At 65.5% G+C, this 23,028-nt stretch carries 22 protein-coding genes; 9 read left to right on the top strand and 13 right to left on the bottom strand.

All coding sequences use genetic code 11. The annotated features are described in order from the left end of the window. Positions 1-36 precede the first annotated feature (36 nt). The 3 genes from GVM20_RS04770 to GVM20_RS04760 form a co-directional block, all read right to left on the bottom strand. On the bottom strand, positions 37-504 hold the full coding sequence (locus GVM20_RS04770; protein ID WP_166546159.1) for a chemotaxis protein CheW: 468 nt from the start codon (positions 502-504) through the stop codon (positions 37-39). Continuing rightward, positions 501-2,939 (bottom strand): chemotaxis protein CheA, encoded by a 2,439-nt coding sequence (locus tag GVM20_RS04765; protein ID WP_166546158.1) that lies wholly within the window; start codon positions 2,937-2,939, stop codon positions 501-503. The genes GVM20_RS04770 and GVM20_RS04765 overlap by 4 nt, the downstream gene beginning before the upstream one ends. Before the next feature lie 62 nt (positions 2,940-3,001). Then, positions 3,002-4,369, bottom strand: coding sequence for an MATE family efflux transporter (locus GVM20_RS04760; RefSeq protein ID WP_166546157.1), 1,368 nt, complete (start codon positions 4,367-4,369; stop codon positions 3,002-3,004). A gap of 93 nt (positions 4,370-4,462) precedes the next feature. On the opposite strand from GVM20_RS04760, the gene GVM20_RS04755 reads away from it, so the two are divergent. Then, the gene (locus GVM20_RS04755; RefSeq protein WP_166546156.1) at positions 4,463-5,227 is read left to right on the top strand and encodes a class II aldolase/adducin family protein; all 765 of its coding nucleotides are present in this window, start codon (positions 4,463-4,465) and stop codon (positions 5,225-5,227) included. 20 nt (positions 5,228-5,247) lie between these two features. Then, positions 5,248-5,796 (top strand): (2Fe-2S)-binding protein, encoded by a 549-nt coding sequence (locus GVM20_RS04750; protein WP_166546155.1) that lies wholly within the window; start codon positions 5,248-5,250, stop codon positions 5,794-5,796. 4 nt (positions 5,797-5,800) lie between these two features. Here the strand turns inward: GVM20_RS04750 and GVM20_RS04745 are convergent, their stop codons facing one another. Further along, complete coding sequence (locus GVM20_RS04745; RefSeq protein ID WP_166546154.1) at positions 5,801-7,969, bottom strand: TonB-dependent receptor; 2,169 nt, start codon at positions 7,967-7,969, stop codon at positions 5,801-5,803. Positions 7,970-8,123: 154 nt separating this feature from the next. Here GVM20_RS04745 and GVM20_RS04740 point away from each other — a divergent pair, with 154 nt between their 5' ends. Then, on the top strand, positions 8,124-8,468 hold the full coding sequence (locus GVM20_RS04740; protein ID WP_166546153.1) for an arsenate reductase family protein: 345 nt from the start codon (positions 8,124-8,126) through the stop codon (positions 8,466-8,468). A gap of 75 nt (positions 8,469-8,543) precedes the next feature. Here GVM20_RS04740 and GVM20_RS04735 read toward each other — a convergent pair whose 3' ends face one another. Together GVM20_RS04735 and GVM20_RS04730 are read right to left on the bottom strand one after the other, a co-directional pair. Next, the gene (locus GVM20_RS04735) at positions 8,544-9,890 is read right to left on the bottom strand and encodes an MFS transporter (protein ID WP_166546152.1); all 1,347 of its coding nucleotides are present in this window, start codon (positions 9,888-9,890) and stop codon (positions 8,544-8,546) included. Between the two features lie 18 nt (positions 9,891-9,908). Then, positions 9,909-10,763 (bottom strand): DUF7847 domain-containing protein, encoded by an 855-nt coding sequence (locus GVM20_RS04730; RefSeq protein WP_166546151.1) that lies wholly within the window; start codon positions 10,761-10,763, stop codon positions 9,909-9,911. Positions 10,764-10,852: 89 nt separating this feature from the next. Here GVM20_RS04730 and lipB point away from each other — a divergent pair, with 89 nt between their 5' ends. Both lipB and GVM20_RS04720 read left to right on the top strand, forming a co-directional pair. Next, positions 10,853-11,542, top strand: coding sequence for a lipoyl(octanoyl) transferase LipB (gene lipB, locus GVM20_RS04725; protein WP_166546150.1), 690 nt, complete (start codon positions 10,853-10,855; stop codon positions 11,540-11,542). Beyond that, positions 11,539-11,847 (top strand): hypothetical protein, encoded by a 309-nt coding sequence (locus tag GVM20_RS04720; protein WP_166546149.1) that lies wholly within the window; start codon positions 11,539-11,541, stop codon positions 11,845-11,847. Before lipB ends, GVM20_RS04720 begins: the two co-directional genes overlap by 4 nt. 218 nt (positions 11,848-12,065) lie before the next feature. Here the strand turns inward: GVM20_RS04720 and GVM20_RS04715 are convergent, their stop codons facing one another. After that, on the bottom strand, positions 12,066-13,178 hold the full coding sequence (locus GVM20_RS04715; RefSeq protein ID WP_166546148.1) for an alkene reductase: 1,113 nt from the start codon (positions 13,176-13,178) through the stop codon (positions 12,066-12,068). A 70-nt stretch (positions 13,179-13,248) separates the two neighbouring features. Here GVM20_RS04715 and GVM20_RS04710 point away from each other — a divergent pair, with 70 nt between their 5' ends. After that, a complete protein-coding gene (locus GVM20_RS04710; protein ID WP_234031854.1) occupies positions 13,249-14,151 on the top strand; it encodes a DMT family transporter in 903 nt (300 codons plus the stop codon). A gap of 40 nt (positions 14,152-14,191) precedes the next feature. Here the strand turns inward: GVM20_RS04710 and GVM20_RS04705 are convergent, their stop codons facing one another. From GVM20_RS04705 to GVM20_RS04690, 4 genes are all read right to left on the bottom strand, one after another. Next, complete coding sequence (locus GVM20_RS04705) at positions 14,192-14,485, bottom strand: GIY-YIG nuclease family protein (RefSeq protein ID WP_166546147.1); 294 nt, start codon at positions 14,483-14,485, stop codon at positions 14,192-14,194. Between the two features lie 294 nt (positions 14,486-14,779). Then, a complete protein-coding gene (nadA, locus tag GVM20_RS04700; protein WP_166546146.1) occupies positions 14,780-15,781 on the bottom strand; it encodes a quinolinate synthase NadA in 1,002 nt (333 codons plus the stop codon). Positions 15,782-15,862: 81 nt separating this feature from the next. Continuing rightward, positions 15,863-16,633 carry a hypothetical protein gene (locus GVM20_RS04695; protein WP_234031852.1) on the bottom strand — a complete coding sequence of 257 codons (771 nt, stop codon included), beginning with the start codon at positions 16,631-16,633 and terminating at the stop codon, positions 15,863-15,865. Between the two features lie 66 nt (positions 16,634-16,699). Next, positions 16,700-17,578, bottom strand: coding sequence for an MBL fold metallo-hydrolase (locus GVM20_RS04690; protein ID WP_166546145.1), 879 nt, complete (start codon positions 17,576-17,578; stop codon positions 16,700-16,702). 56 nt (positions 17,579-17,634) lie between these two features. On the opposite strand from GVM20_RS04690, the gene glpK reads away from it, so the two are divergent. After that, complete coding sequence (glpK, locus tag GVM20_RS04685; protein ID WP_166546144.1) at positions 17,635-19,107, top strand: glycerol kinase GlpK; 1,473 nt, start codon at positions 17,635-17,637, stop codon at positions 19,105-19,107. Between the two features lie 151 nt (positions 19,108-19,258). On the opposite strand, the gene GVM20_RS04680 is transcribed toward glpK, so the two are convergent. Together GVM20_RS04680 and GVM20_RS04675 are read right to left on the bottom strand one after the other, a co-directional pair. Then, complete coding sequence (locus GVM20_RS04680; protein WP_166546143.1) at positions 19,259-19,720, bottom strand: DUF1465 family protein; 462 nt, start codon at positions 19,718-19,720, stop codon at positions 19,259-19,261. A 173-nt stretch (positions 19,721-19,893) separates the two neighbouring features. Further along, positions 19,894-20,103, bottom strand: a complete 210-nt coding sequence (locus tag GVM20_RS04675; protein WP_160759234.1) for a DUF465 domain-containing protein — start codon at positions 20,101-20,103, stop codon at positions 19,894-19,896. Between the two features lie 294 nt (positions 20,104-20,397). Between GVM20_RS04675 and GVM20_RS04670 the strand changes: the two genes are divergently transcribed. Then, positions 20,398-20,565 (top strand): YdcH family protein, encoded by a 168-nt coding sequence (locus GVM20_RS04670; RefSeq protein ID WP_160759233.1) that lies wholly within the window; start codon positions 20,398-20,400, stop codon positions 20,563-20,565. A gap of 95 nt (positions 20,566-20,660) precedes the next feature. After that, positions 20,661-22,931 (top strand): phosphoenolpyruvate--protein phosphotransferase, encoded by a 2,271-nt coding sequence (gene ptsP, locus GVM20_RS04665; protein ID WP_166546142.1) that lies wholly within the window; start codon positions 20,661-20,663, stop codon positions 22,929-22,931. Positions 22,932-23,028 lie beyond the last annotated feature (97 nt).

Raw genomic sequence — 23,028 nt, 5'->3', positions numbered from 1 at the left:
GAACCCTGAAACTAGGCGCACTTGGTAAGCATAGGATTAAGCTGCGGCTTCGATTTCGTGTCTTGCGGTCTCCGGCCCGGCCAGGAGGGCTGCCAGATCGAGCATCAAGGCGGGGCCCGCCATGGTCTCGACCATGCCTGTGGCAACGCGCGACCACTCCGGCCCGAACCCGCCCGGCACTTGCCCCGCTTCGTCCGCCGCCGTGGTGATGTCTTCAATCGAATCGACCATCAGCGCATAGGAGTGACCCCCATCCGCCACGACGGCAGCGCGGTGGTCGGTCGGCCAGTCCGTGTCGTCAGTCCCGCCGCCAAAGCCGAGCGCGCGGCGGCAGTCGATCACGGTCAGCGCCTGACTGCGCAGGGCGGTAATCCCCGCAATCCAGACCGGCGCGCGCGGGATGGGTGTGATGGTGCCGATTTCGATCACGGATTTCACGTCGAGCGCGGAGAGCGCGCAGCGGCGACCGGCGATCTGGGCGATGACAAGCAGGTCTCCGGTCATGCAGCCTCTCCTTCGGCGCGGGCGGTGCGGTTGGCTTCGGCCAGCGCGGCGAGCAGGCCTTCGCGGTCATAGCGGTAGATCGTTGCGCAGCCCGGTGGCGCGTCGGGCTGATCGCGCAGGCGAATCACCCGTGCTGGCAGTGCGCGGCCCAGCGCTTCGGCGACTTCGAACACGTCTTCGAACACGATTCCAATCGCCGCGGCGTCCGTCGTGCCTTCGGGCAGGATGTCATACCCGGCGCTGGCAACCAATGGGGCGAGGATGGTGCGCGCCCATTCGCCATCGGGCAGCACGCAGCGCGGGCGGGCGGCGGCCAGCGGCGGCTCGCCATGCAGCGCGAACAGCGCGTGAGCATCGATCAGCGTGACCGGCTGGCCGCCGATCAGCGTCATGGCTTCGGCCAGCGGATCTTCCGGCACGGGGTGCAGCGCGTCCTTGAGCTCGACCGCATCTTCGACTTCGCGCACCGCATACAGCAGTTCGCAGGCTCCGTCGGACAGGCGCAGCAGGCGCAGGCGCGGCATGCCAAGGGCTTCTTCGGGCAGGCCGATCAACGGCAGGATCAACCCGTCGATCACCACCCGCGGACGGGCGGCGGACCGATCGATGGCAGAGGCTGGCGCCGTCTCGATCCGCTGCACCAGTTCAAGGCGAACGGCGGAGCGGCGGCCGGCAAAATCGGTGAACAGCATCGCGCGCGGCGCGTCGGCGGTGACAGCCGCCTCGCCCTCCAGCGACCCAATCGCCCGCACCCGGGTGTCAGACATCAGGTTGTGCTGGCTGGCGATGTTGGCGACATCGAGCAGCAGCACCGGCTGGCCATCATCGAGCAGGGTCGATCCGGCGTAGAGGCCCGAGCGCATCACCGCAGGTGCGAGCGGCTTGACCACCAGATCGCCGTGATTGTGGATGCCTTCCACCGCCAGCGCGAACAGATCGCCGCTGGCGAGCCGCAGCATCACCAGCGTCGGCTCCCGCGCCGCAATCTCGCAGGTGTCGAGGCCCAGCACCTCGCCCAGCATCAGGCAGGGCACCCGGTTGCCCCGGAAGGTGACCAACGCGGTCTCGCCCATCCGGGTGAAATCGAGCGCACGGGCCGAGGCCTGGACGATCTCCTCGACATAGCTTTGCGGGATGGCGAAGCGATGCCCGCCGACGTCGACCGTCAATCCGGCGATGATGCTGAGGGTGAGGGGGATTTGCAGGCTGAACAACGTGCCCTGGCCTGGAACGCTCGTGACCTTGATGCTGCCGCCGACCTTTTCGAGGTTCTGGCGCACCACATCGAGGCCCACGCCGCGGCCTGAGACATTGCTGACCGTCTCGGCGGTGGAGAAGCCGGGTTCAAAGATCAGGTTGAGGATCTTGTCCCGGCTCATCGTCTGCCGCTCTGACGCGGTGATGAGGCCGGTGGCGATCGCCTTGGCGGCGATGCGGTCCTCGTCCAGCCCGCGCCCGTCGTCGGAGATCGCGATGCTGATGGTGTTGCCCGATTGCCGCGCGGCAATGGCGAGCAGGCCGATCTCGCGCTTGCCATGGGCGAGGCGGGCAGACGGCTGCTCGATCCCGTGGTCGACCGCGTTACGGATCAGGTGGGTGAGCGGATCGCGGATGGTCTCGATCATCTCACGGTCGAGTTCGACATCCCCGCCGTCGAGATCGACCATGACCTGCTTGCCGAGTTCGGCGCTGAGATCGCGCACCAGCCGGGGCAGAGCGCCGAACAGCGTCTCGATCCGCTGCATCCGCATCCGGGTGATCGCATCGCGCACATCGGAGAGGATGGTGGTGAGACGCTCGAACGGGCCATCAATCGTCGGCTGGTTGCCCGCCTGCCGCAGCCGGTGGGCCAGATCATTGCGCGCCAGCACCATGTCGGACACACCGCTCATCACCCGGTCGAGCAGTTCGACGGGCAAGCGGATGGTGCGCTGGGCGGCGGCATCTGCGCGGCGATAGGGTGCGGCGTGCTCCTCACCAGTGCCGAGCAGCGCGTCAGCCGGTGCGTGCAGCGGTGGGTTGGCCCCTTCCTTGTCCTCTGTCAGGCTCGCGCTGGGAGCGGTTTCATGGGACGCATCGACCGCAGCGATCAGGCTTTCATCGCCGCCTTCGGGAAATTCGTCGCCCGCTTCGATCGCGTCGATCATCAGGGCAATCCGGTCGATGATGGCGAGGACAGCGGTGACCAGTTGCTGATCCGGCTCACGCCGTCCGGCGCGGCAATCGGCCAGCGCATCTTCGGCGGCATGGCTGAGGCTGGCGAGGCGCGGGAAGTCGAAGAAGCCGCAATTGCCCTTCACGGTATGGACGAAGCGGAAGATGGTATCGAGCCGCGCGCGGTCAGCCGGATCCGCCTCCCACGCGACGAGTTCGCCGCCGGAAGCCTCCAACATTTCGCGAGTCTCGGCGATGAAATCCGCCAGCAGATCGTCCATCAGTTGCGCAACCTCTTAGCCCTTACGGGCAGGGCTATGCGGCAAGGTTGGTTAACAAGCGCCTAGCGCCGCACCCAAGCTGCGGAATGTCTGACAAAGATATGCCGCACCAGCACCACGGCGGACACCGCGCCGAACAGATTGGCGGCGAGCTCTGCGGTGTAGATCGCTGCGCTGCCCATCGCAGGCTGCAAGACCAGCGCCACTGGCAGCATCACCAGAAACACCCGCGCGACCGACTGCGCCAGCGCATAGCCCGCCTTGTCGACCGCGTTCATGATCCCGTTGCCGACGATCAGCAGCCCGAACCCGGCATAGCCCCAGGCGGCGATTTTGAGGTAGAGCGCGAATTCGGCGATCACGGCGGGATCATCGGTGAAGACCTTGGCGAAGCTTTCGCCTGCGGCCACCATCCCCACCGCGATCAGCAGCCCCCACACGACGCAGAAGCCTGCGGCATAGAGCGCCGCCTCGCGCGCCCGGTCATGGCGGCCCGCGCCCCAGTTCTGTCCGACAATCGCGCCAATCGCGCCCGACAGGCCGAGCAGCGGGACGATCACAAAGCTCTGCAAGCGCCCGGCCGCGCCGAAGCCCGCCACCGCCGCTTCGCTTTCCAGCGCCACCAGCGATGTCAGAATGGCAAGGCCCAGCGGGTTGATCGCATTGGAGAATGCCGCTGGCAGCCCGACGCGGATGATCGCTTTGGCCGGGTCGATCAGGCTGCAATCGCGCAGCAAGGCGAGATTCAAAGGCAAGGGCGTTCCGCGCAGCAGCACGAGCGCGGTCAACACACCGATGCCCCAGCCGATCACCGTCGCATAGGCCGAGCCGGCAATGCCGAACCCCTCAAAGCCAAACCCGCCCATGATCAGGATCGGGTTGAGCACCCAGTTGGCGGCGGCATAGGTGATACTGACGGTGCTCGTCCGCTTGGCCTCTCCCTGTCCGCGCAGGACGCCGTTGAAGCCCATGATCGCCAGGCTCAGCGGGAAGCCGCAGGCATAGGGGGTCATATAGGCGCGGATCAGCGGCATTAGCGCGGGCGGCGCGTTCATCGCGGTGAAGATCGGATCGATCAGCAGCCACAGGGCGAGGCCCATCACCAGCCCGCACAGGACGGCGAACACGATCCCGAAATTGGCCCGCCGCGCCGCACGCTCGAAATCGCCTTCGCCCAGCGCACGGGCGACGACCGAATTGATCCCGACCATCACGCCGACGCCCAGCGAGGTGCTGGCTACGGCCACCGGGAAGATGAAGCTGATCGCGGCCAGCGGCGCGCTGCCCAATTGGCCGATGAAATAGGCATCGACGATCCCGATCGACATGATCGCGGCCACGCCGATGACGGCGGGCAATGTCTGACTGACCAGATGTCCGGGAATGCTGCCGCTGACCAGTTTCGCAGAAGATAGAGCGGGCGCATTCATCGTCGCCAAGGCCTAGCGGCAGCCCTCGCAGCTTGCAAAGCATTCCCTCAGCGTGCGATAGCTTGTGCCAAGGACAGACGGAGAGGATCAGCCATGGCAACCCAGCTCAAACCGACAATTGAATGCAGCAAGGAAGAGTGGCAGGCGCGGCTTGACCTCGCGGCGTGCTACCGCATCTTCGATCACCTCGGCTGGTCGGAATCGATCTACAATCACATTTCGCTGAAGGTTCCGGGAGAGGCCGATACCTTCCTCATCAACCCCTTCGGCCTGCTGTATTCGGAAGTCACCGCCAGCAACCTCGTCAAGATTGATGTCGAGGGCAACAATGTCGGCGGTTCGCCCTATATGGTGAACAAGGCGGGCTTCACCCAGCACGGCTATTTCCACAAGCATCTGGGCGCGCGCGCCGATGCGATCTGCCACGTCCATACGACGGCGACGATGGCGGTGGCGAGCCACAAGGACGGGCTGCTGCCGACCAATTTCTATGCCTGCAATTTCCAGGGCCAGATCGGCTATCACGATTTCGAGGGTATCACCGTGCGCGCCGAAGAAGGCGAGCGGCTGGTGCAGAACCTCGGCAATCATTCGATCCTGATGCTGCGCAACCACGGCCCGGTAGTGATGGACCGCACGATCCAGGGGATGTTCGTGAAGATGTGGGCGCTGCAGCGCGCTTGTGAGATTCAGGTGGCGACGCTCAGCATGGGCAACCCCGTGCTCGTCCCGCAAGAGGTGGTCGATGTTCACCAACGCGATCTGTCCGTGATGAGCGGGCAGGGCGGTGCGGGCCTGTTCGATTTCGAGGCCTGGAAGCGCCGGGTCGACAAGATCGACGATAGCTGGCGGCAGTAAGCCCGCTTTAGGCCCACCCCATGTCCCGCATGACCGTCAACGAGCGGCCGGTCGAGTTTGACCTCGATCCCCGCATGCCGCTGCTCTACGCGCTACGGGAGGCGATGAACCTCACCGGCACCAAGGCGTGTGGCGGCGGGCCGGAATGTTCCGGCGCGTGCATGGTGCTGGTCGATGGGGTGGCGCTGCGGTCTTGCGCGATCACGCTCGCCGAGGCTGAGGGGCGTTTGATCACGACCATCGAGGGGTTGTCGCGCGATCGTGCGCACCCCGTACAGCAGGCGTTGGCGGCGCAGCAGGCGATCCAGTGCGGGTATTGCACCCCCGGCATCGTCATCGCGATTGCCGCGCTGCTCCAGCGCAACCCGGCGCCGACCCGCGAGGATATTGACGCCGCGGTCCCCAATATCTGCCGCTGCGGGGTCTATCCGCGGCTGATCAAGGCGGTCGAGCAGGCGGGCCGCGTGGCGCAGCGGCAGGAGCGGATCAGCGCCGCGCCTGCCCCCGGCATAAGCCCCGAAGACGCCGCCAAGGCTGTCCCGGCGCTGCGGGTGCCCGCACCGGAATAGCCCTTCAGAACCGTGCCGACACCGTCAGCCGCGCGTTGATCGGCGGGGCGACGGTCAACTCGTCAGCCGAGTGGGCTGTGGGGAAATAGAGCTCGTCCAGCAGGTTCTCGACGTTGAGCTGCACCCGCAGGTTCGGGTTCACATCATAGAACACCGCCATATCGACCCGCGCATAGGCGGGCAGGGTGGCGGTGTTGCCATTGTCCGCGAACGTCTCGTCCTGCGCGGTCAGGCCCAACCCGAAGCCGAGCTGGTCGGTCGCCTGCACATTGTTCCAGATCGAGAACATATGCTCAGGCAATTCGCGCACTCGCCGCCCGGTCGGGCCCGTGCGGCTTTGCTGTTCGCCATCGAGATAGGAATAGCCCGCGGTCAGGAACCAGCCAGGGGTGACCTGCCCCTGGAACTGCGCCTCGAACCCGCGAATTTTGCTGTCGATCACGTCGAGCGTATCGGGATTGCTGTCCGCCACCTGCGGCGAGGATTGCTCGATCTGGAACACCGCCGCCGTCAGCGACAGGCCCGCGCGGATGTCCCACTTCACCCCCGCTTCAAGGTTCGAGAAGGTATCGGGGTCAAGCGCATCATTGGGCGGATTGATATCGGCAAACTGATCCCCCGAGCGCGGCAGGAAGGTCTCCGAATAGCTCCCGTAAAGCGAGAGGTTGTCCTGCGGCTTGAGGATCACCCCGACCCGCGGGGTCACTTCCTCGTCCTTGCGGGTGCGCACTGCGCCGGTGCGGTTGTCGAGCACGGTGATCTCGAAGCTGTCGAACCGCGCGCCCAGCACGACCCGCAGCCAATCGGCAATCTTCACCTCGTCCTGAATATAGGCCGAGAAGACGGTCAGATCCGCTTCGGTATCATCATTGAGTGCGGTGAACCCGACCCGCGTCGTGCGTCCGCTTGCCAGCGTGCCGACTCCGCCGCGCAGGGGGAAGGGACGGATCGCCGAGAAGAACTCGACATCAGCGCGGCGGCCATCGGCGACCGCTGTGTCGAACACCGCGTTGAAGCGATCGTTGTTGTTGCTGGTATCGATATATTCGCCGCCGACGATCAGCGTGTGGCCGATCCCGCCCGTGGCAAACTCGCCGATCAGGTTGCCCGACAGCACCAGATTCTGGCGCTGGTTGGTGTCGATATAGCCGTCCATCGCGACGATGTTGGTCGCAGGCGTGTAGCCGATGGGGAAGTAGTTGGCGTAGACCTTGGAATAGTCACCCCACGAAGCGGAGAAGTTGCCCTTCAGATTGTCCGAGAAGCTGTGCTGCACCGCGCCGCGCAGCACGTGCGCCTTGAAGGTCGCGTAGTTGTTGTCGGCATCGCCGAAGGTGATGCGCTTCAGTGCGAGCACCGGATCGCCATTGTCGTCCGTCGGGATGCCGCGATCGATGAAGCGTTCGTGATCGAGATATTCGTAGCTGAGGTCGATCGTCGTCGCGCTGCCGAGTTCGGCGCGGAAGGTCGGATTGAAGCTGATCTGCTCGCCGTCATACAGGTCGCGGTGATTATCGAGATGCTCATAGGCGGCGTTGATCCGCAGCGCCGAGGTGTCGCTGGTGGCTAGGTTGAGATCAGCCCAGATGTCATAGGCGCCGAAGGTATCGACCGAGGCGCGCACACCGCCGAACGTCTCCCCCACCGCGCCTTTCTTGGTCACGCGGTTGAGGATGCCGCCGGTTCCGCCACGGCCGAACAGCAGCGCATTGGGGCCGCGCAGGATTTCGACCTGTTCGAGATTGTAGAGCCCGCGGAAGTATTCGACATCGTCACGCACCCCGTCGACAAAGAAGTCGGCGGTGGAGCGGACGCCGCGGAACACCACGGAATCGCGGTGCCCTTCGCCCTGCGAATTGGTGACCCCGGGGGTGTAGTTGACGATGTCGCCGATGCTGTCGAAACCCTGGCGCACGATCTGATCGGCGGTCGTGATCGAAAGCGATTGCGGCACGTCGATGATCGGGGTGGGGGTGCGCAGTGCGTTGATCTGGTCGGCATAGAGCACATTGCCGGTGACGATGATATTGGGGCCGCGCTCTCCCGCGTCGTCGGCCTCGGCACTGTCCGCCGCAGCGGCTTCGCTGACGCCCGGAGCCGTATCGGCCAGTGCCGGGAAGGCGATGCTGGCGCAGCCGAGGAACAGGACACAGCGCGCGGCGCGGAGAATCATGGGGTACCTTTCAGACGATCTGGCAGGCCAGCTATTGCAACTTACTCGCATCTGCAAGGCCTCGCAGTTTGCGAGAGTGATTATCAACAAGCTGTGGCATTCGTGTCGCGGCTCGCTTAGGAATGCGGGCGGTTCAATCGCAGGGATAGCGGCAATGAAGGCGACGATCTGGCACAATCCGGCTTGCGGCACGTCGAGGAAGACCTTGGCGATCCTCGAAAACCTCAGCCGGGTCGATGTGACGGTGGTGGAATATCTGAAGACCCCGCCCTCAGTCGAAAAGCTCGCTCAGCTCTATCGCGATGCCGGGATTACGCCGCAGCAAGGCCTGCGCCTGCGCGGCACCGATGCGGTGGAGCGCGGGTTGCCCGAGGCCGATGACGCCACGGTTCTGGCGGCGATGGTTGCCGACCCGATCCTGATCGAACGGCCCTTGGTCGAGACCGAGAAGGGCGTAAGGCTCTGTCGGCCGCAGGATGTGGTGCTGGAGATTCTCTAAACGCCGTTCGTGTCGAGCGTAGTGGAGATACCGCGCTCAGGGCCTCTCGACTGCGCTCGAGGCGAACGGAGGGAGTTAGGTTCGGTCCCTGGTCAATTCCCGGTCCGCCTGAAGAGCGAACCAGCCGTGCACCAGCACAATGGCGCATAGGGCGACGATGAGCCCGAAGCCCAGCCAGTCGGAATGGCCATAGAGCCACACGCCCAAGGCCGGCGCGTAGATATAGCTCGCCCCCGCCAATGACGCGACGATGCCGCTCGCCTGCCCCTGCTCCGCGCGGGTGACGGCGAGCGAGGTTCCCGCTGTGGTGCCGGGGCGGAACAGGCCAAAGCCGAGCGAGGCGATGGCATAGCCCAGCGCGATCAGGTGCAAGTCCCCCGCAATCGCCAGAATGACCGTGCCCAACGCCGCCGTCGCAATCCCCCACAAAGTCGCTGCGCGCGGGCCGAGGTCGAAGCGCGGAATCAGCCCCCATTGCGCGAGCAGCGTGGCAATTGCGCCGCTCATCAGCACCAGCCCCACCGGCCCCGCGCCATCGGCTGGCGTATCGCGCAGGCCCAGCCGGTCGAGCACCAGAAAGCCCGAAATCCCCAGCACCATCGCCTGTGCGTGCCCGCCAATCAGCCCAGCGAAGACCCACGGCCTAAGGCGCGGATCGCGCCAGCTGAGGCGCGGCGGCTCTGCGGCGGCGTCTTCCTGCTCGGTCGTCTCCTGCGGATCGACCGGCGCGCCCGATCCGCTCGAATAGGCGACCGCCTGCCCGCGCGCGGCATATTGCGGCTCGTCATTGGGCAGGCGCAGCCGCAGCAGCACCAGCGCGACAACGCCGATCGCGGCAAAGGCGAGGAACGGCCCGGTCAGCCCGAGACCGAGGAACGGCACCACCATCAGCGGCGCCAGCGCCGGGCCGATCACCGTGCCAAGGCCAAAGCTCGATGCGATAAGCGACAGCGCCTGCGTGCGCTCCGCGCGCGGGGTGCGTGAGGCGACATAGGCCTGCACCGCGGGCGGCGCAGCGCTGCCGAACCCGCCATACAGGCTCCGCGCCGCCGCAAAGGCGATCAGGGTCCAGACCGCCGACAACACGCCCGAAAGCCCGGCCCACAAGGCCGCGCCGCACAGCACGAAGGACACGATAAAGCCGGTCAGTCCCAGCGCCATCATCGCCTTGCGCCCGCGCTGATCCGACCGCCGCGCCCAGAACGGCGCACACACCACCCACAGCAGCGCCGACCAGCTATAGGCAAGGCTGATCCACACGTCGTCGACCTGCAACGCCGTGCCGATCGAGGGCATCACCGATTGCATCGCGGTGTTGCCGGCCGCAGTCACCAGCATCACCATGAACAGCAGCGCCATGCGCGATGGCGGGATCGCGCCCGTGGGGGCGGCTGAGGTCAGCTTGGGGTCAGTGTCGGCCATCGGCTTGGCAGAGCGGCGCTATTCGAAGACATCGGCGGCGCGCTGGGGCAAATCGTCGCTCAGCTGGCGGTAGATCGCCACCGTCACCACCACGAACAGCGCAGTCAGCAGCGCATTGACCAGCGCGTTGAGCGCGGCCCCGCCGATTGTGGCCACTCCGCCACCCACCGCCGCCAGGATCAGAGTGATGATCCCGGAAACAAGCGTCGAAATGATCCCGATCACCACCACCAGCAGCGCAATGAAGACGGCAATCCGCACGCTGTTGCCCTTGGTCAGCTGCCACGACCGGACCAGCGCGGTGAAGGGATTGCGCTGGCCTTCGATGGCGATCACCGGGGCCGCGAGCGAAACCTTCACCATGAGATAGATGATCGCCACCAGCGCGGCCAACACCGCGAGCACCGCCACCGCCTCACCGCCCAGCGCCGACACCAGGCCGAGCGGCAGGCCAATAGCCAGCGAGGCGCCGATCACCGTGATCAATTGCGCCGCGATATAGCTAGGAAGGCCCTTGATCCCGGTCGCCAGCGCTTCGCCCACGGTCGGATTGCCGCGGTCGGTCAGCAGGGCAAACAGGCTCATCGAACCGATGAACTGCATGGCGAAGACAGCGAGCAGGATCGGCCAGTTATCGGCGTAGAGTGCCGTCATCTGATCGACCGCGGCTTGCATCACCACTGCCGGGTCCTCGCCGCCCGATCCTGCCGCAGGACCGGGAGTGATCGCGGTGACAGGCACGAACAGCGCGCTGGCCATCGAGGGCAGGAAGAAAAACAGCCCCGCAATCGCGCCGATGGTGTCACGGTTGAGGCCCATGAGCGCTGTCGCCTGCGTCCAGGCCCTCCCCATATCGAGTTTGCCGTGTGCCATCTGCGCTGTTCCGATCCCAAGAAGTGCCAAGGCCCGCGCATGCGCAATCGCCTCTTGATCTCGCCGCTCAATGCCCCCACCGATGCGCCATGGCAAGCACTGCTCCTGTCCCCGGCGTTGCATATCCGATTGAATGGCGCCGTGAGAGCGCGCCGGTCGCCTACGCGGCTGCGCTGGCGGCGATGGAGGCGCGCAATGCGGCTGTGTTCGCCGGCGAGGCAGCGGAGCTGGTGTGGCTGCTCGAACACCCCCCGGTCTACACCGCCGGCACCAGCGCCGATCCGGCCGAGCTGGTCGATCCGCGTTTCGAAGTGGTCGCGGCCGGGCGGGGCGGGCGCTATACCTACCATGGGCCGGGTCAACGGGTGGGCTATCTGGTGCTGGACCTCGCCAAGCGCGGCAAGGACGTGCGCTGCTTCGTCCATGCGATCGAAGGTTGGGTCATCGCAACCTTGGGCGGCTTCGGCGTGGACAGCTGGCGGGCCGAAGGCCGGGTCGGCATCTGGACCAAGGATATCGACGGGCGCGAGGCCAAGATCGGCGCAATTGGCGTCCGCGTGCGACGTTGGGTGACGATGCACGGGTTCTCGGTCAATCTCGACCCTGACCTGTCGCACTTCGGCGGGATCGTGCCTTGCGGGATCGCCGAATATGGCGTGACCAGTCTGGCGAAGCTGGGTTTGCAGGTGTCGGCGCAGGAATGGGATGCAGCCCTGATCGCCAGCAGCGATGATTTCCTTGACGCATTGGACGCCGCGGCGAAAAGAACGTGCCGATGACCCGCGCCGCGATCCTTGTCCTTGCTCTCCTCGCTTCGGCCTGCACCGAGGATGCAACCACGTCTGCCCAGCAGCGCGGCGAGGCTTCGGGCGAGGTGCTCGCCGGGTCGATCAGCGATGCGATGATCCCCTTGGAACAGCTCGAATCGCAGGCGCCTCTCGCACCGCAACAGGCCATCCCGACCGGCGATATTGACGCCGAACAACCCGACGTGACCCCGGTGCCGGGGATCGACGGTGCTCCGCCAAGCGAAGGGGCCGAAGCAGCCCCTGCTGCTCCGGCGCCGGATCAGCCGCAAGAATAGCGCGACCATTCGGCAATCCGATCAGCCGTCATCCCAGCGAAAGCTGGGACCTAGAGCCGCAAGTGCTGCACCATGTAGCCCTAGGCCCCAGCTTCCGCTGGGGTGACGGTAAGGGTTGTCGCGGGGCGTCTGGAATCCGCCGATGTCCGCAATCGAGGGCTTCCGGCACCACAGCCTTGCTCCCGGCAGCGCCCAAGCGGACGCTGCCGGGCATCGTGTCATTCCGCCGCTTCGGCCTGTTCCTCGGCCAGCGTCGGATAGTCGACGTAGCCTTCGGGAATCGGGAAGTACCAGCTCTTGGGCACATCCTTGTTCGGGTTCCAGTGCGCGCCGACCGCGATCCGCTTTTCGAGATCGGGATTGGAGATGTAAGGGCGGCCGAAGCTCACCGCATCGCACTTGCCGCTGGTCACGTCGGCTTCCGCTTCCTCGGCGGTGTAGTCGCTGTTGAGGATCAGCTTGCCGGTGTAGATCTGGCGGATCAGCGGGCTTTGCTTGGGCACATCGGTCTGGCCGAAGGTGCCGTCCGGCCCGGGCTCACGCAGTTCGACGAAGGCGAGGCCGAGTTCCTCGCAGACCTTGGCTGCCGCGCCGAAGGTGGCTGCCGGGTTGCTGTCATCGGTCCCTTGCGAATCGCCATTGGGCGAGAGTCGGATGCCGACACGATCCGCGCCCCACACGTCGATCAGGGCTTCCAGCACTTCGCGCATGAAGCGGGTGCGGTTTTCCGGGCTGCCGCCATATTCGTCGGTGCGCAGGTTGGTCTTGTCGCGCAGGAACTGGTCGACAAGGTAGCCATTGGCGCTGTGGAGCTGCACCCCATCAAAGCCCGCCTTTTTGGCGTTCTCCGCAGCGCGGCGGTAATCGCCAATCGTGCGCTTGATGTCCTCATGCGTCATTTCGCGCGCCTGCGCATAGGGCTGCTTGCCGGTCGGCGTGTGCGCCTCCCCCGGCGCGGTGGTGGCGCTGGCCGAGAAGGGCGGCTGGCCATCGAGGAACACCGGGTGGACGATCCGGCCCATATGCCAAAGCTGCATGACGATCAGGCCGCCTTCTTCGTGCACGGCCTTGGTGGTCGCCTTCCACGCTTCGGTCTGCTCGTCGCTCCAGATGCCAGGTGCCGACGGCCAGCCTAGGCCTTCACGGCTGATACCGGTCGCTTCGGTCAGGATCATGCCCGCGCCCGCACGCTGGCGGTAATAGGTCGCCATCAATTCGTTCGGCGTGAACATCGGATCGGCGGCGCGCCCGCGGGTGAGGGGGGCCATGTGGATGCGGTTCTTGGCATGGAGTGCGCCCATCTGGAGCGGCTGGAACAGTGCGTCGTGCATATGTGGGTAATCCTTGTGAGCCAGTTTTGATTGGCTATCCAATTGGGGGGCGCAGGGCTAGGGCGCAAGCATGGAAAATGAGGAGCGCCCCCAAGTAGAACTTGTCGGTGAACCGACGCGGCCGGCGGCATGGCTGCTGCTGCTGGCGCTGTTCGGCGGGAATGTCGCGCTGGCGATCGGGCCGTGGTTCGTGCGCCTGGCGGATACCGGGCCGGTGGCCGCGGGGTTCTGGCGGCTGTTTCTGGCGCTGCCGTTTCTGGTGCTGCTGGCCCGGGCAAACGGCCAGCGGCTGACGGGGATGCCTGCGACAACGCTGGCGCTGGTGGCGCTGGGAGCGGTGACCTTCGCGCTCGATCTCGCCAGCTGGCACATCGGGATCGGCATGACACGGCTGGGCAATGCGACGCTGTTCGGCAATGCCGGGTCGATTGTCCTGCTGTTCTGGGGCTTCCTCGTCGCGCGCACGCTGCCGGGGCGGCTGGAGTGGCTGGCGATCATCTTTGCGCTGGCAGGCGCGGCGATCCTCATGGGGCGCAGTCTCGAGATTTCGAACGAAACCCTGATCGGCGACCTGTTCAGCGTCGCCGCCGGACTGCTGTACGCGGTGTACCTGCTGACCCTGCAAGGCGCGCGCGGGCAGTTCGGATCGTGGAGCCTGCTGGTGTGGGTGAGCCTGTTCGGCTGCCCGGTGCTGCTGGCCATAGCCGTGGCGCTGGGCGAGCCGGTGTGGCCGCAGGCGTGGGGGCCGATTGTGGGCCTGTTCGTCCTCAGCCAGCTGGTCGGGCAGGGGCTGATGGTGTTCGCGTTGAAATACTTCCCGCCGCTGGTGGTGGGCCTCGCCCTGCTGACTCAGCCCGCGGTCGCCTCGATCTACGGCTGGCTGGCGTTCGGCGAGGTGCTGTCGCCGCTGGATATTGTCGGGATGGTGCTGGTGGGGGCGGCGCTGGCGGTGAGCCGGGCGAGGGCTACCTAGCCTCCCGCGTCACCCCAGCGGAAGCTGGGGCCTAGGGCAATCAAGCGTTGAGCGTGAGGAAGAGGTCATCCCACGATGGGTTCTGCTTCTCGATCGCCTCGATCTTCCACATCCGCTTCCAAGACTTGATCGCCTTTTCGCGGGCGATGGCGTCTTCGATGGTCGGGTAGTGTTCCACATAGACGAGCCGCGTGCATTTGTAGCGGGATGTGAACGCGCCGCCCTTGCCTTCGCGGTGTTGCGTGATGCGGGCGGGTAGGTCGCTGGTTACGCCGGTGTAGAGCACGCCATATCGCCTGTTCGTCATTATATAGACGTAGCCAACGCGTTCCATTTCAGAGACTTAGCATAATTCCGCCCTAGGCCCCAGCTTTCGCTGGGGTGACGAAGTTAGGTGAGCAAGCGCCACACCCATCCCCCGTCATGCCAGCGAAAGCTGGCACCAAGGGCGGCCACAGAGAAGAGGCCGATGACGGATCTCCATGGCAGCTTCACGATCAAGGCGAAGAGTATCGTCAGCCATGGGTGGTTTGTTCTGACGAGAGCGAGTCCGATTGAGGCTTCGTGCTTGTTCATTCCGCCACTTTACGGCCTGTCAACAGTCCGCGCTATTTGGCGTCCCTAAGCGTCAGTCGCCTGAAAACGTAACCTTGCCCAAATCCCCCATTCCCACAGTCCCGCTCGCCATGTCCAGCATCCGGTCGAGGCTCCGTTTCGCCTTCAACCGAATACCTTCCTCGATCTCGATCTGCGGCGAGAGGTCGCGCAGGGCCACGTACAGCTTCTCCATCGTGTTCAGCGCCATGTAGGGGCAGATGTTGCACGAGCAGTTCCCGTCCGCGCCGGGCGCGCCGATGAAGTGCTTGTTCGGCAGCGCTTTTTCCATCTGGTGGATGATGTGCGGCTCGGTCGCGACGATCAGGGTGTCGCCGGGGAAGGTCTTGGCGAAGCTCAGGATGCCGCTGGTCGAGCCGACATAGTCCGCATGGTCGATGATCGTCGGCGGGCATTCGGGGTGCGCGGCGATGGGCGCGCCCGGGTATTGCTCTTTCAGCTTGAGCAATTCCGTCTCGCTGAACGCCTCGTGGACGATGCAGACGCCGGGCCACAGCAGCATCTCGCGGTTGAATTTGCGGCTGAGATAGCCGCCAAGGTGCCGGTCCGGGCCGAAGATGATTTTCTGCTCGGGCGGGATCTGGGCAAGGATCGTCTCGGCGCTGGACGAGGTCACGATCACATCCGACAGCGCTTTCACCTCGGTCGAACAATTGATGTAGGTCAGCGCGATGTGATCGGGGTGAGCTTCGCGGAACGCGCGGAATTTCTCCGGCGGGCACGAGTCCTCAAGGCTGCATCCGGCGTCCATGTCGGGCAGGATTACGGTCTTTTGAGGCGAGAGGATCTTGGCGGTGTCGGCCATGAACTTGACCCCGCAGAAGGCGATCACATCCGCATCGGTTGCCGCCGCCTTGCGCGACAATTCGAGGCTATCGCCCACGAAGTCGGCAATGTCCTGAATGTCCGGCGTCTGGTAATAATGCGCTAGGATCACCGCGTTCTTCTCCTTGCGGAGGCGGTCGATCTCGGCCAACAGGTCGGTGCCGGTGGGGTTGCGGGTTAGCAGGCTCATCACTCGTATCCCCGTTATCTCAGGAACCGCCGATATAGGGGCTCGCCCCCGATTTTCGAGCGAAAAGCTTGGGCACCCGCCCTACATCGTGAAGCCCGGCGGCAGGAAGGGGCCCATGGGTCGCTCGGCCCCCGGCGTGCCGGCAATCACCGCTTCGGTGATCGCATAGCCGATCGGCGAATAGGCCAGCGCCATCGAGGTGAGGAAGCCGCCGACATTGATCCCCATGCCCCACCAATAGGCCGGATGCACCCGGCCATTGGTCCGCCAATCGACCAGCATCGCGACCGCGCCGAATACAAAGCTCGCCGAAACCGCGATCGGCCAGGCATAGGGGATCAGCAACGGCATCGGCAGCAACCGGCCGAGTCCCGGCCCGGTCAGCGCGCTCATCGCCACCAGCATCAGCCGCCGGTGCCAGCCGGTGTGCCGCCGCACCCGCAGCGCCCACCACGCAAGGCCGCCGAACACCAGCAGCCCCGCCAGATTGCTGATGAAAAACTCGTTCTGCGCAAAGAAGAACGGCCCGCCCGTCCCGCGGATCGAAACGACGATGATCATTGCCCCTGCCGCCACCATCGCCGGGATGAAGACATAGGCGAGCTTGCCCAGCTGCCGGTGCAAGGCGCGGTTGCCGCTTGCGATGGTCACTACCTGCGCGAGATAGAGCCCGAGCCAGCCCATGAAGATCACGCCGTGGACATGGAACGCGGCTGGCAGCGCAAAGCTCGACCGCCCCATCGCCAGATTGAGCGAGAAGCCCGCCACGATCACCAGCGCCATGACGAATGCCATGATGGTATAAAAGCGCGTGCCTTCTGCCGCCGCGCCGCGTTGTGCCAAAGTGGCCATCCCGCCCCCCAATTGTCGCGCCCCGGCTTAGAGGAACACCAAAATCGCCGAGGGTGCAAGCGCGCTTTATGCGAGCCGCCAGACCTCGCTGTCGCGCCGCGCCGCGCCGCGCTTTTCGAGATCGATCAGATGCGCGGTCACGCTCATCTCGGCGGCTCCGATCAGGCGCGGGTCGAGGCCCTTGTACATGTCCGGAATAAAGCCGCTGACCGGCCGCGCGGCCTCGCCCAGCAGGCGGAGGATCTGGTTCTCACGCTGGCGGCGGTGGCCGATCATGCCGCGCACCAGCTGCTTCGGCTTCTCGATCGCCGCGCCGTGGGCCGAGTGATAGCGCACGTCATCGCGCGCCATCAGCTTTTCGAGGCTCGCCATGTAATCGCCCATGTCGCCATCGGGCGGGATGACGACGCTGGTTGACCAGCCCATCACGTGATCGCCCGTGAACAGCGCGCCGCTCTCCTCCAGCGCGAAGCACTGGTGGTTCGAGGTATGGCCGGGCGTCGCGACGGCGGTGAGCGTCCAGCCGGTGCCGCGCATCCCTTCGCCGTCCACCAGCACGCGGTCGGGCGCATAGGTCGGATCGAAGGCTTCGTCCGAGCGCGGGCCGTCCACTTGGAGCACCAGCGGTGCGCAGCCGACAATCGGCGCGCCGGTCAGCTCAGCCAGCGGCGCGGCGGCGGGCGAGTGGTCGCGGTGGGTGTGGGTGCACATGATCGCGACGATAGTTCGCCCCGCGACAGCCGCGATGATCGCGGCGATGTGGTCAGGCTCGTTCGGGCCGGGATCGATCACCGCGCAATCCGGCCCCCGCGGGTCGCCGACGACATAGGTCTGCGTTCCGGTGAAGGTGTAGGGCGAGGGATTGGGCGCCAGCACGCGCAGCACCAGCGGCTCGACAGCTTCGGCAAGCCCGGTGGGCCAGGGCTGGGGAGGGATCGTGACCATGGCCTTGCATATGGCGAGCGCCGTGGCAGATGTCACGCCGGAGAGAGGAATACCCCATGGCAGATTACATCCTCGTCCTTGACGAAGGCACCACGTCCACCCGCGCGATCCTGTTTGCGAGCGACGGCGTGCTGGTCGCCTCGGCGCAGGCGCCGCTGGAGCAGCATTACCCGCAATCGGGCTGGGTCGAGCATGATCCGCGCGAGATCTGGGACAAGACGCTGGCCTGCGCGCTGGAAGTCATCCCCAAGGCGGGCGGCGCGGCGAGTATTGCCGCCATCGGCATCACCAACCAGCGCGAAACCGTGGTGGCGTGGGACCGCAGCACCGGAGAGCCGCTCACCAACGCCATCGTCTGGCAGGACCGCCGTACCGAGCCCTTCTGCGCTGAGCTGCGCGCGGCGGGCCATGAAGCGGGCGTGCAGGAGCGCACCGGCCTGCTGCTCGATCCCTATTTCTCCGGCACCAAGATGCGCTGGATGCTCGACAATGTGCCGGACGTGCGCGCGGCGGCGGACACAGGCACGCTGGCCTTCGGCACGGTCGAAAGCTGGTTGGTGTTCAAGCTGACCCGCGGGGCGGCGCATATCACCGATGCCTCCAACGCGAGCCGCACGCTGCTCATGGGGCTTGAAGATGCGCAGTTCGATGACAGTCTTTGCGATCTCATCGGCGTGCCGTTGTCGGCGCTTCCCGGGGTGGTTGACTGCTCCGGGCCGCTGGCGATGACGGCGCCTGACCTGTTTGGGCGGAGCATTCCGATCACGGGCCTCGCGGGCGATCAGCAGGCGGCGACCATCGGGCAGGCCTGCCTTACACCCGGACAGACCAAGGCGACCTATGGCACCGGCGCTTTCGTGCTGACCTGTCAGGGGCGCAAAATTCCGCGCTCGACCAACCGGCTGCTCGGAACCGTGCTGACCCAGCTTGAAGGGCAGCGCACCTATGCCATCGAAGGCTCGGTGTTCGTGGCGGGGAGTCTGGTGCAATGGCTGCGGGATTCGCTCGGCATTGTGCAGGTGGCGGAGGAGACCGAGGCGCTCGCCCGCTCGATCCCGGATAGCGGCGGGGTGGTGATTGTGCCTGCGCTGTCAGGCCTTGGCGCGCCGCACTGGCAGGCTGACGCACGCGGGGTGATCGCGGGGCTCAGTTTCTCCAGCGGCAAGGCCGAGCTGGCGCGCGCCGCGCTGGAGGCGATGGCGCATCAGACGCATGATCTGTGCGCGGCCTTCACCAAGGATGGCGCCCCGTGGCATACGCTGCGGATCGATGGCGGCATGGCGGCAAATGACTGGATGGCGCAGGACTTGGCCGACATGCTCGGCATCACGGTCGAGCGGCCCGGCTTTGTCGAAACGACCGCCTTGGGGGCAGCGATGCTGGCGGCGTGCGGCGTGGGGATGTACCCCGATCTGGGCGCAGCGGCGCAGGCGATGCGCGGGCGACTGGTGACGTTCGAGCCGCAGATGGACGCCGAGGTGCGCGATGCGCGGCTGGGGAGGTGGCGGAAGGCGCTGGCGGCGGCGTGATCGCTTGCCAAACTCCTCCCTGTTGCGCAGCAATGGGGAGGTGGGCGAGGCCGTCGGGCCTCGGTCGGAGGGGTAGGTTGGTGCGAGGTGACCCCTCCGTCACCGTGTCGCGGTGCCACCTCCCCATTCCTGCGGAACGGGGAGGAACCCTCTAGCCGAACCTTCCCAGTTCCCGCCCGATCCGGTCCTGAAAGGCCCGCACCGGCGAGGCCATTTCGAAATGCTGGCGCCACGCCTCGTCCAGCCGCGCGATGCGCTGGTGCAGCTTTTCGGTGTCGGCGATCAGCTCGCGCGTTTGCGGTTCGAGAAGCGCCAACTGCTTTTCGTCCGAGCCGCGATCCGGCGGCAGCGCACCGTGCAGGCGCACCTGATTTTCGCTGAGCTCCCCCTGAAACAGCGCGCGCTGGTTCAGCAGCCACGCGAGAACATGCATCATCCGGGTGGTGGTCTTCAGGCCTTCGGTCGAAAGCGCGAGCCGCACAAAGGCGTCCTCGCCTGCCACCGGTTCACGCGTGCCAGCGGCAAACACCGCCCGCACGTCATCCGCCAGCACGAGCGCCTCGGTGTAGAGCGCCTCGACAATCGGGCGCGAAAGATTGGTGGTACGAGCCATATTGCGCCGCAAGCTACGTCGCCGCGCGCTTCACCGCCATATCGCTATGGTTACTTTCCAAGCAATTTTTGGCTCCGTCCCGGCCAGGCACAGAATTGATGTCTTGGTAACCATGATCGGGGCGGAAGCGGCTCTCCCCATTCGTTCCTAACGGGGCGGGACTTGTTGTCACATCACGCGATAATATCCGGCAGCAGCGTGTCTTCGATGATGGCGATCTGGTCCCTCAGCCGCAGCTTGCGCTTCTTGAGGCGGGCGATCTGGAGCATGTCGGCCGATGCGCTGACCCGTGCCGCCTCGGTCAAGGCGGCAATCGCGGCGTCGAGGTCGCGATGCTCGGTCTTGAGCAACTCAAGATTTTTCCTGAGCTCCTGCTCGGTCATATTCGCCCCTGATCCTTCCACTTCGCCGCCAGCCTGTTGGCCTGCGACCAATGCACGGCGTGCGCTACGCGTTCCTGCGGCGATTTGGTAGATGGCAGGTGCAGATTTCACCCCGCTTTGGCGCGATCCGCCTGCGCGGTTCATCGCGCGCAGGGGCAGTTGCGCCGATTTACGATGTGTGGGGGCTTTGCAAGCTAGGCTGCCTGTGGTTTCAATGAAACCTGCGGCTCGGCCGCTTCGTTTGCCGAGTCGCCTTTCCGGGGGCATCCCCCCGCTTGGATAGGAGAACGCATAATGGCATCGACCGCAGTGTTGTCACACCTCCACGCCCTTCAGAGCAAGCATGCCGGCCTTGAAGCCCGGTTGCGCGACGAAATGGCCCGGCCCGTGCCCGACACCGCGATGATCCAGGCCCTCAAGAAGCAGAAACTGCGACTGAAGGAAGAGATCGCCGCCTGCTGAGCGGCACGGATTATCCACCTGACGCCCCTGACGGGCAGTGTGCTGCGATCAGGCCTTTTGCAATTGTCGTGCGGAATGAATAGACCTGCACGGTGATGACCGCCGCAGCCGCCGCTCGCCAGATTCTGACCCGCCTGACCGAGGTGATGGCCTCGCGCATGCACGCGCAGGCCAAGCTTGATCAGGTGGTCGAGATCATCGGCGAATGCCTGTCGAGCGAGGTTTGCTCGATTTACCTCTTGCGCGAAGGCATGCTGGAACTGTTCGCGACCCGCGGCCTCAACCAGAGCGCGGTCCATGTTACCCGCATGGCGATTGGCGAAGGGCTGACCGGCGCGATTGCGCAGAAGGTCGAGACGCTCAACCTCGCCGAGGCCAAGGCCCATCCCGACTTCCAGTACCGGCCCGAAACGGGCGAGGAAAAGTTCCACTCCTTTGCCGGTGTCCCCATCGTCTACCGCGCCCGCGCGGTGGGCGTCTTGTGCGTCCAGCATGTCGAACCGCGCCGCTACGAAGAGGTCGAGATCGAAGCGCTCCAGACCACCGCGATGGTCTTAAGCGAGCTGATCGCAAATGCCGAACTGGTCGACGAGGAAGAAGCGCGCGGGCTGACACAGGAGCAGACCGGGCCGCAGACCCTGACGGGCCTCACGCTGGTGAAAGGCTTGGGCGCAGGCCATGCGGTCTATCACCAGCCGCGCGTCGAAATCACGCAGGTCATGGCCGAAGACACCGAGGCCGAGCGCCAGCGGGTATACCGCGCCTTCGACAAGATGCGCGAGCAGATCGACACGCTCGCCAGCCAGGCCGAATTCGGCGCGGGCGGCGAGCATGAGGAGGTGCTCGAAACCTACAAGATGTTCGCCTACGACGAAGGCTGGTCGCGGCGTATCAACGAGGCGATTGATAGCGGCCTCACCGCCGAAGCCGCGATCGAGCGTGTCCAGCAGCACACCAGGATGCGGATGCGCGAGATTGACGATCCGCTGCTCGCCGACCGGATGCACGATCTGGAGGATCTGGCGAACCGGCTGGTGCGGATTGTCGCCGGGCAGGTCGGCACCGCCGCCTCGCAAGGACTACGGCGCGACACCATCCTGATCGCGCGTAATCTCGGCCCGGCTGAACTGCTTGAATATGACAAGCGGCGGCTGAAGGGTGTGATCCTTGAGGAAGGCTCGCTCACCGCGCACGTGGTAATTGTGGCGCGAGCGATGAACGTGCCGGTGATCGGACGGGCCAAGGGCGTGCGCACCACGATCCGTGAGGGCGACGAAATCCTGCTCGACGCGACGGCGGGCAACGCCATTGTTCGCCCGCTGCCACAGGTTGCCGACGCGTTTCAGGCGCGGTTCGCCAAGAGCCGCGAAAAGCAGGCGGCCTATGCCTCGCTGCGGGATGTCGAGCCCTTCACCCGCTGCGGCACCCGCATACAGGTGATGATGAACGCCGGTCTGCGCGATGATATGAGCGCGCTGGCAATGACCGGCGCGGACGGCGTCGGCCTGTTCCGCACCGAATTCCAGTTCCTCGTCTCCGCCACCCTGCCGCAGCGCGAGCGCCAGTTGCGGCTCTACCGCGATGTGCTGGATGCGGCGGGCGACAAGCCGGTGATCTTCCGCACCGTCGATATCGGCGGTGACAAGTCGGTGCCCTATCTCGCATCCGAGATTGCTGCGCAGGATGAAAACCCCGCGATGGGCTGGCGCGCGCTGCGCCTTGCGCTCGAACGCGAAGGCCTGATGAAGATCCAGGCGCGCGCGCTGCTCGAAGCGGCGGGCGGACGCTCGCTCTATGTGATGTTCCCGATGGTGAGCGAACCGTGGGAGTTCGATGCGGCCAAGGCCGTATTCGATGAACAGCTGAACTACCTGCGCGCCCAGAAGAAGCTGCTGCCCGAGCGGATCCTGTTCGGCGCGATGCTCGAAGTGCCCGCGCTTGCCGAAGTGCTCGATCTGCTGCTGCCCAAACTGAGCTTCCTGTCGATCGGCACCAACGACCTCACCCAGTTCCTGTTCGCCGCCGACCGGGCCAATCCCAAGTTGGCCGAGCGATATGACTGGCTCAGCACCTCTATCCTCCGGTTCCTGCGGCGGGTGATGCAGAACGCTGTCGGCAGCGGGGTTGATATCGGCGTGTGCGGGGAAATGGGCGGGCGCAGGCTGGAGGCGCTGGCCTTGATGGGCATCGGCTATCGCCGCCTCTCGATTACCCCTGCGGCCGTCGGCCCGATCAAGGAATTGGTGCGCAAGGTTGATCTCGCTGAACTGACAGCGGCGATGACCGGATGGCTGGCCGATCCGGCGCTGAACCTGCGCGAAGAATTGTCGGCCTGGGCAGATGCGCGCGACATTGAGTACGATTGACACCCGCCTTGCGGAGAAGCGTGCGCCATGCGCGCTGGCGTGTTATGGCGATGCTTGACAGAACTGCCCTGAGCGGGTGAGTCCCGTTCAAGGACAA

Origin of the sequence: Porphyrobacter sp. SLTP (assembly GCF_009905735.1) — a bacterium.
Lineage (GTDB): Bacteria > Pseudomonadota > Alphaproteobacteria > Sphingomonadales > Sphingomonadaceae > Erythrobacter.
This window is presented reverse-complemented; position numbering and strand designations above follow the sequence as displayed.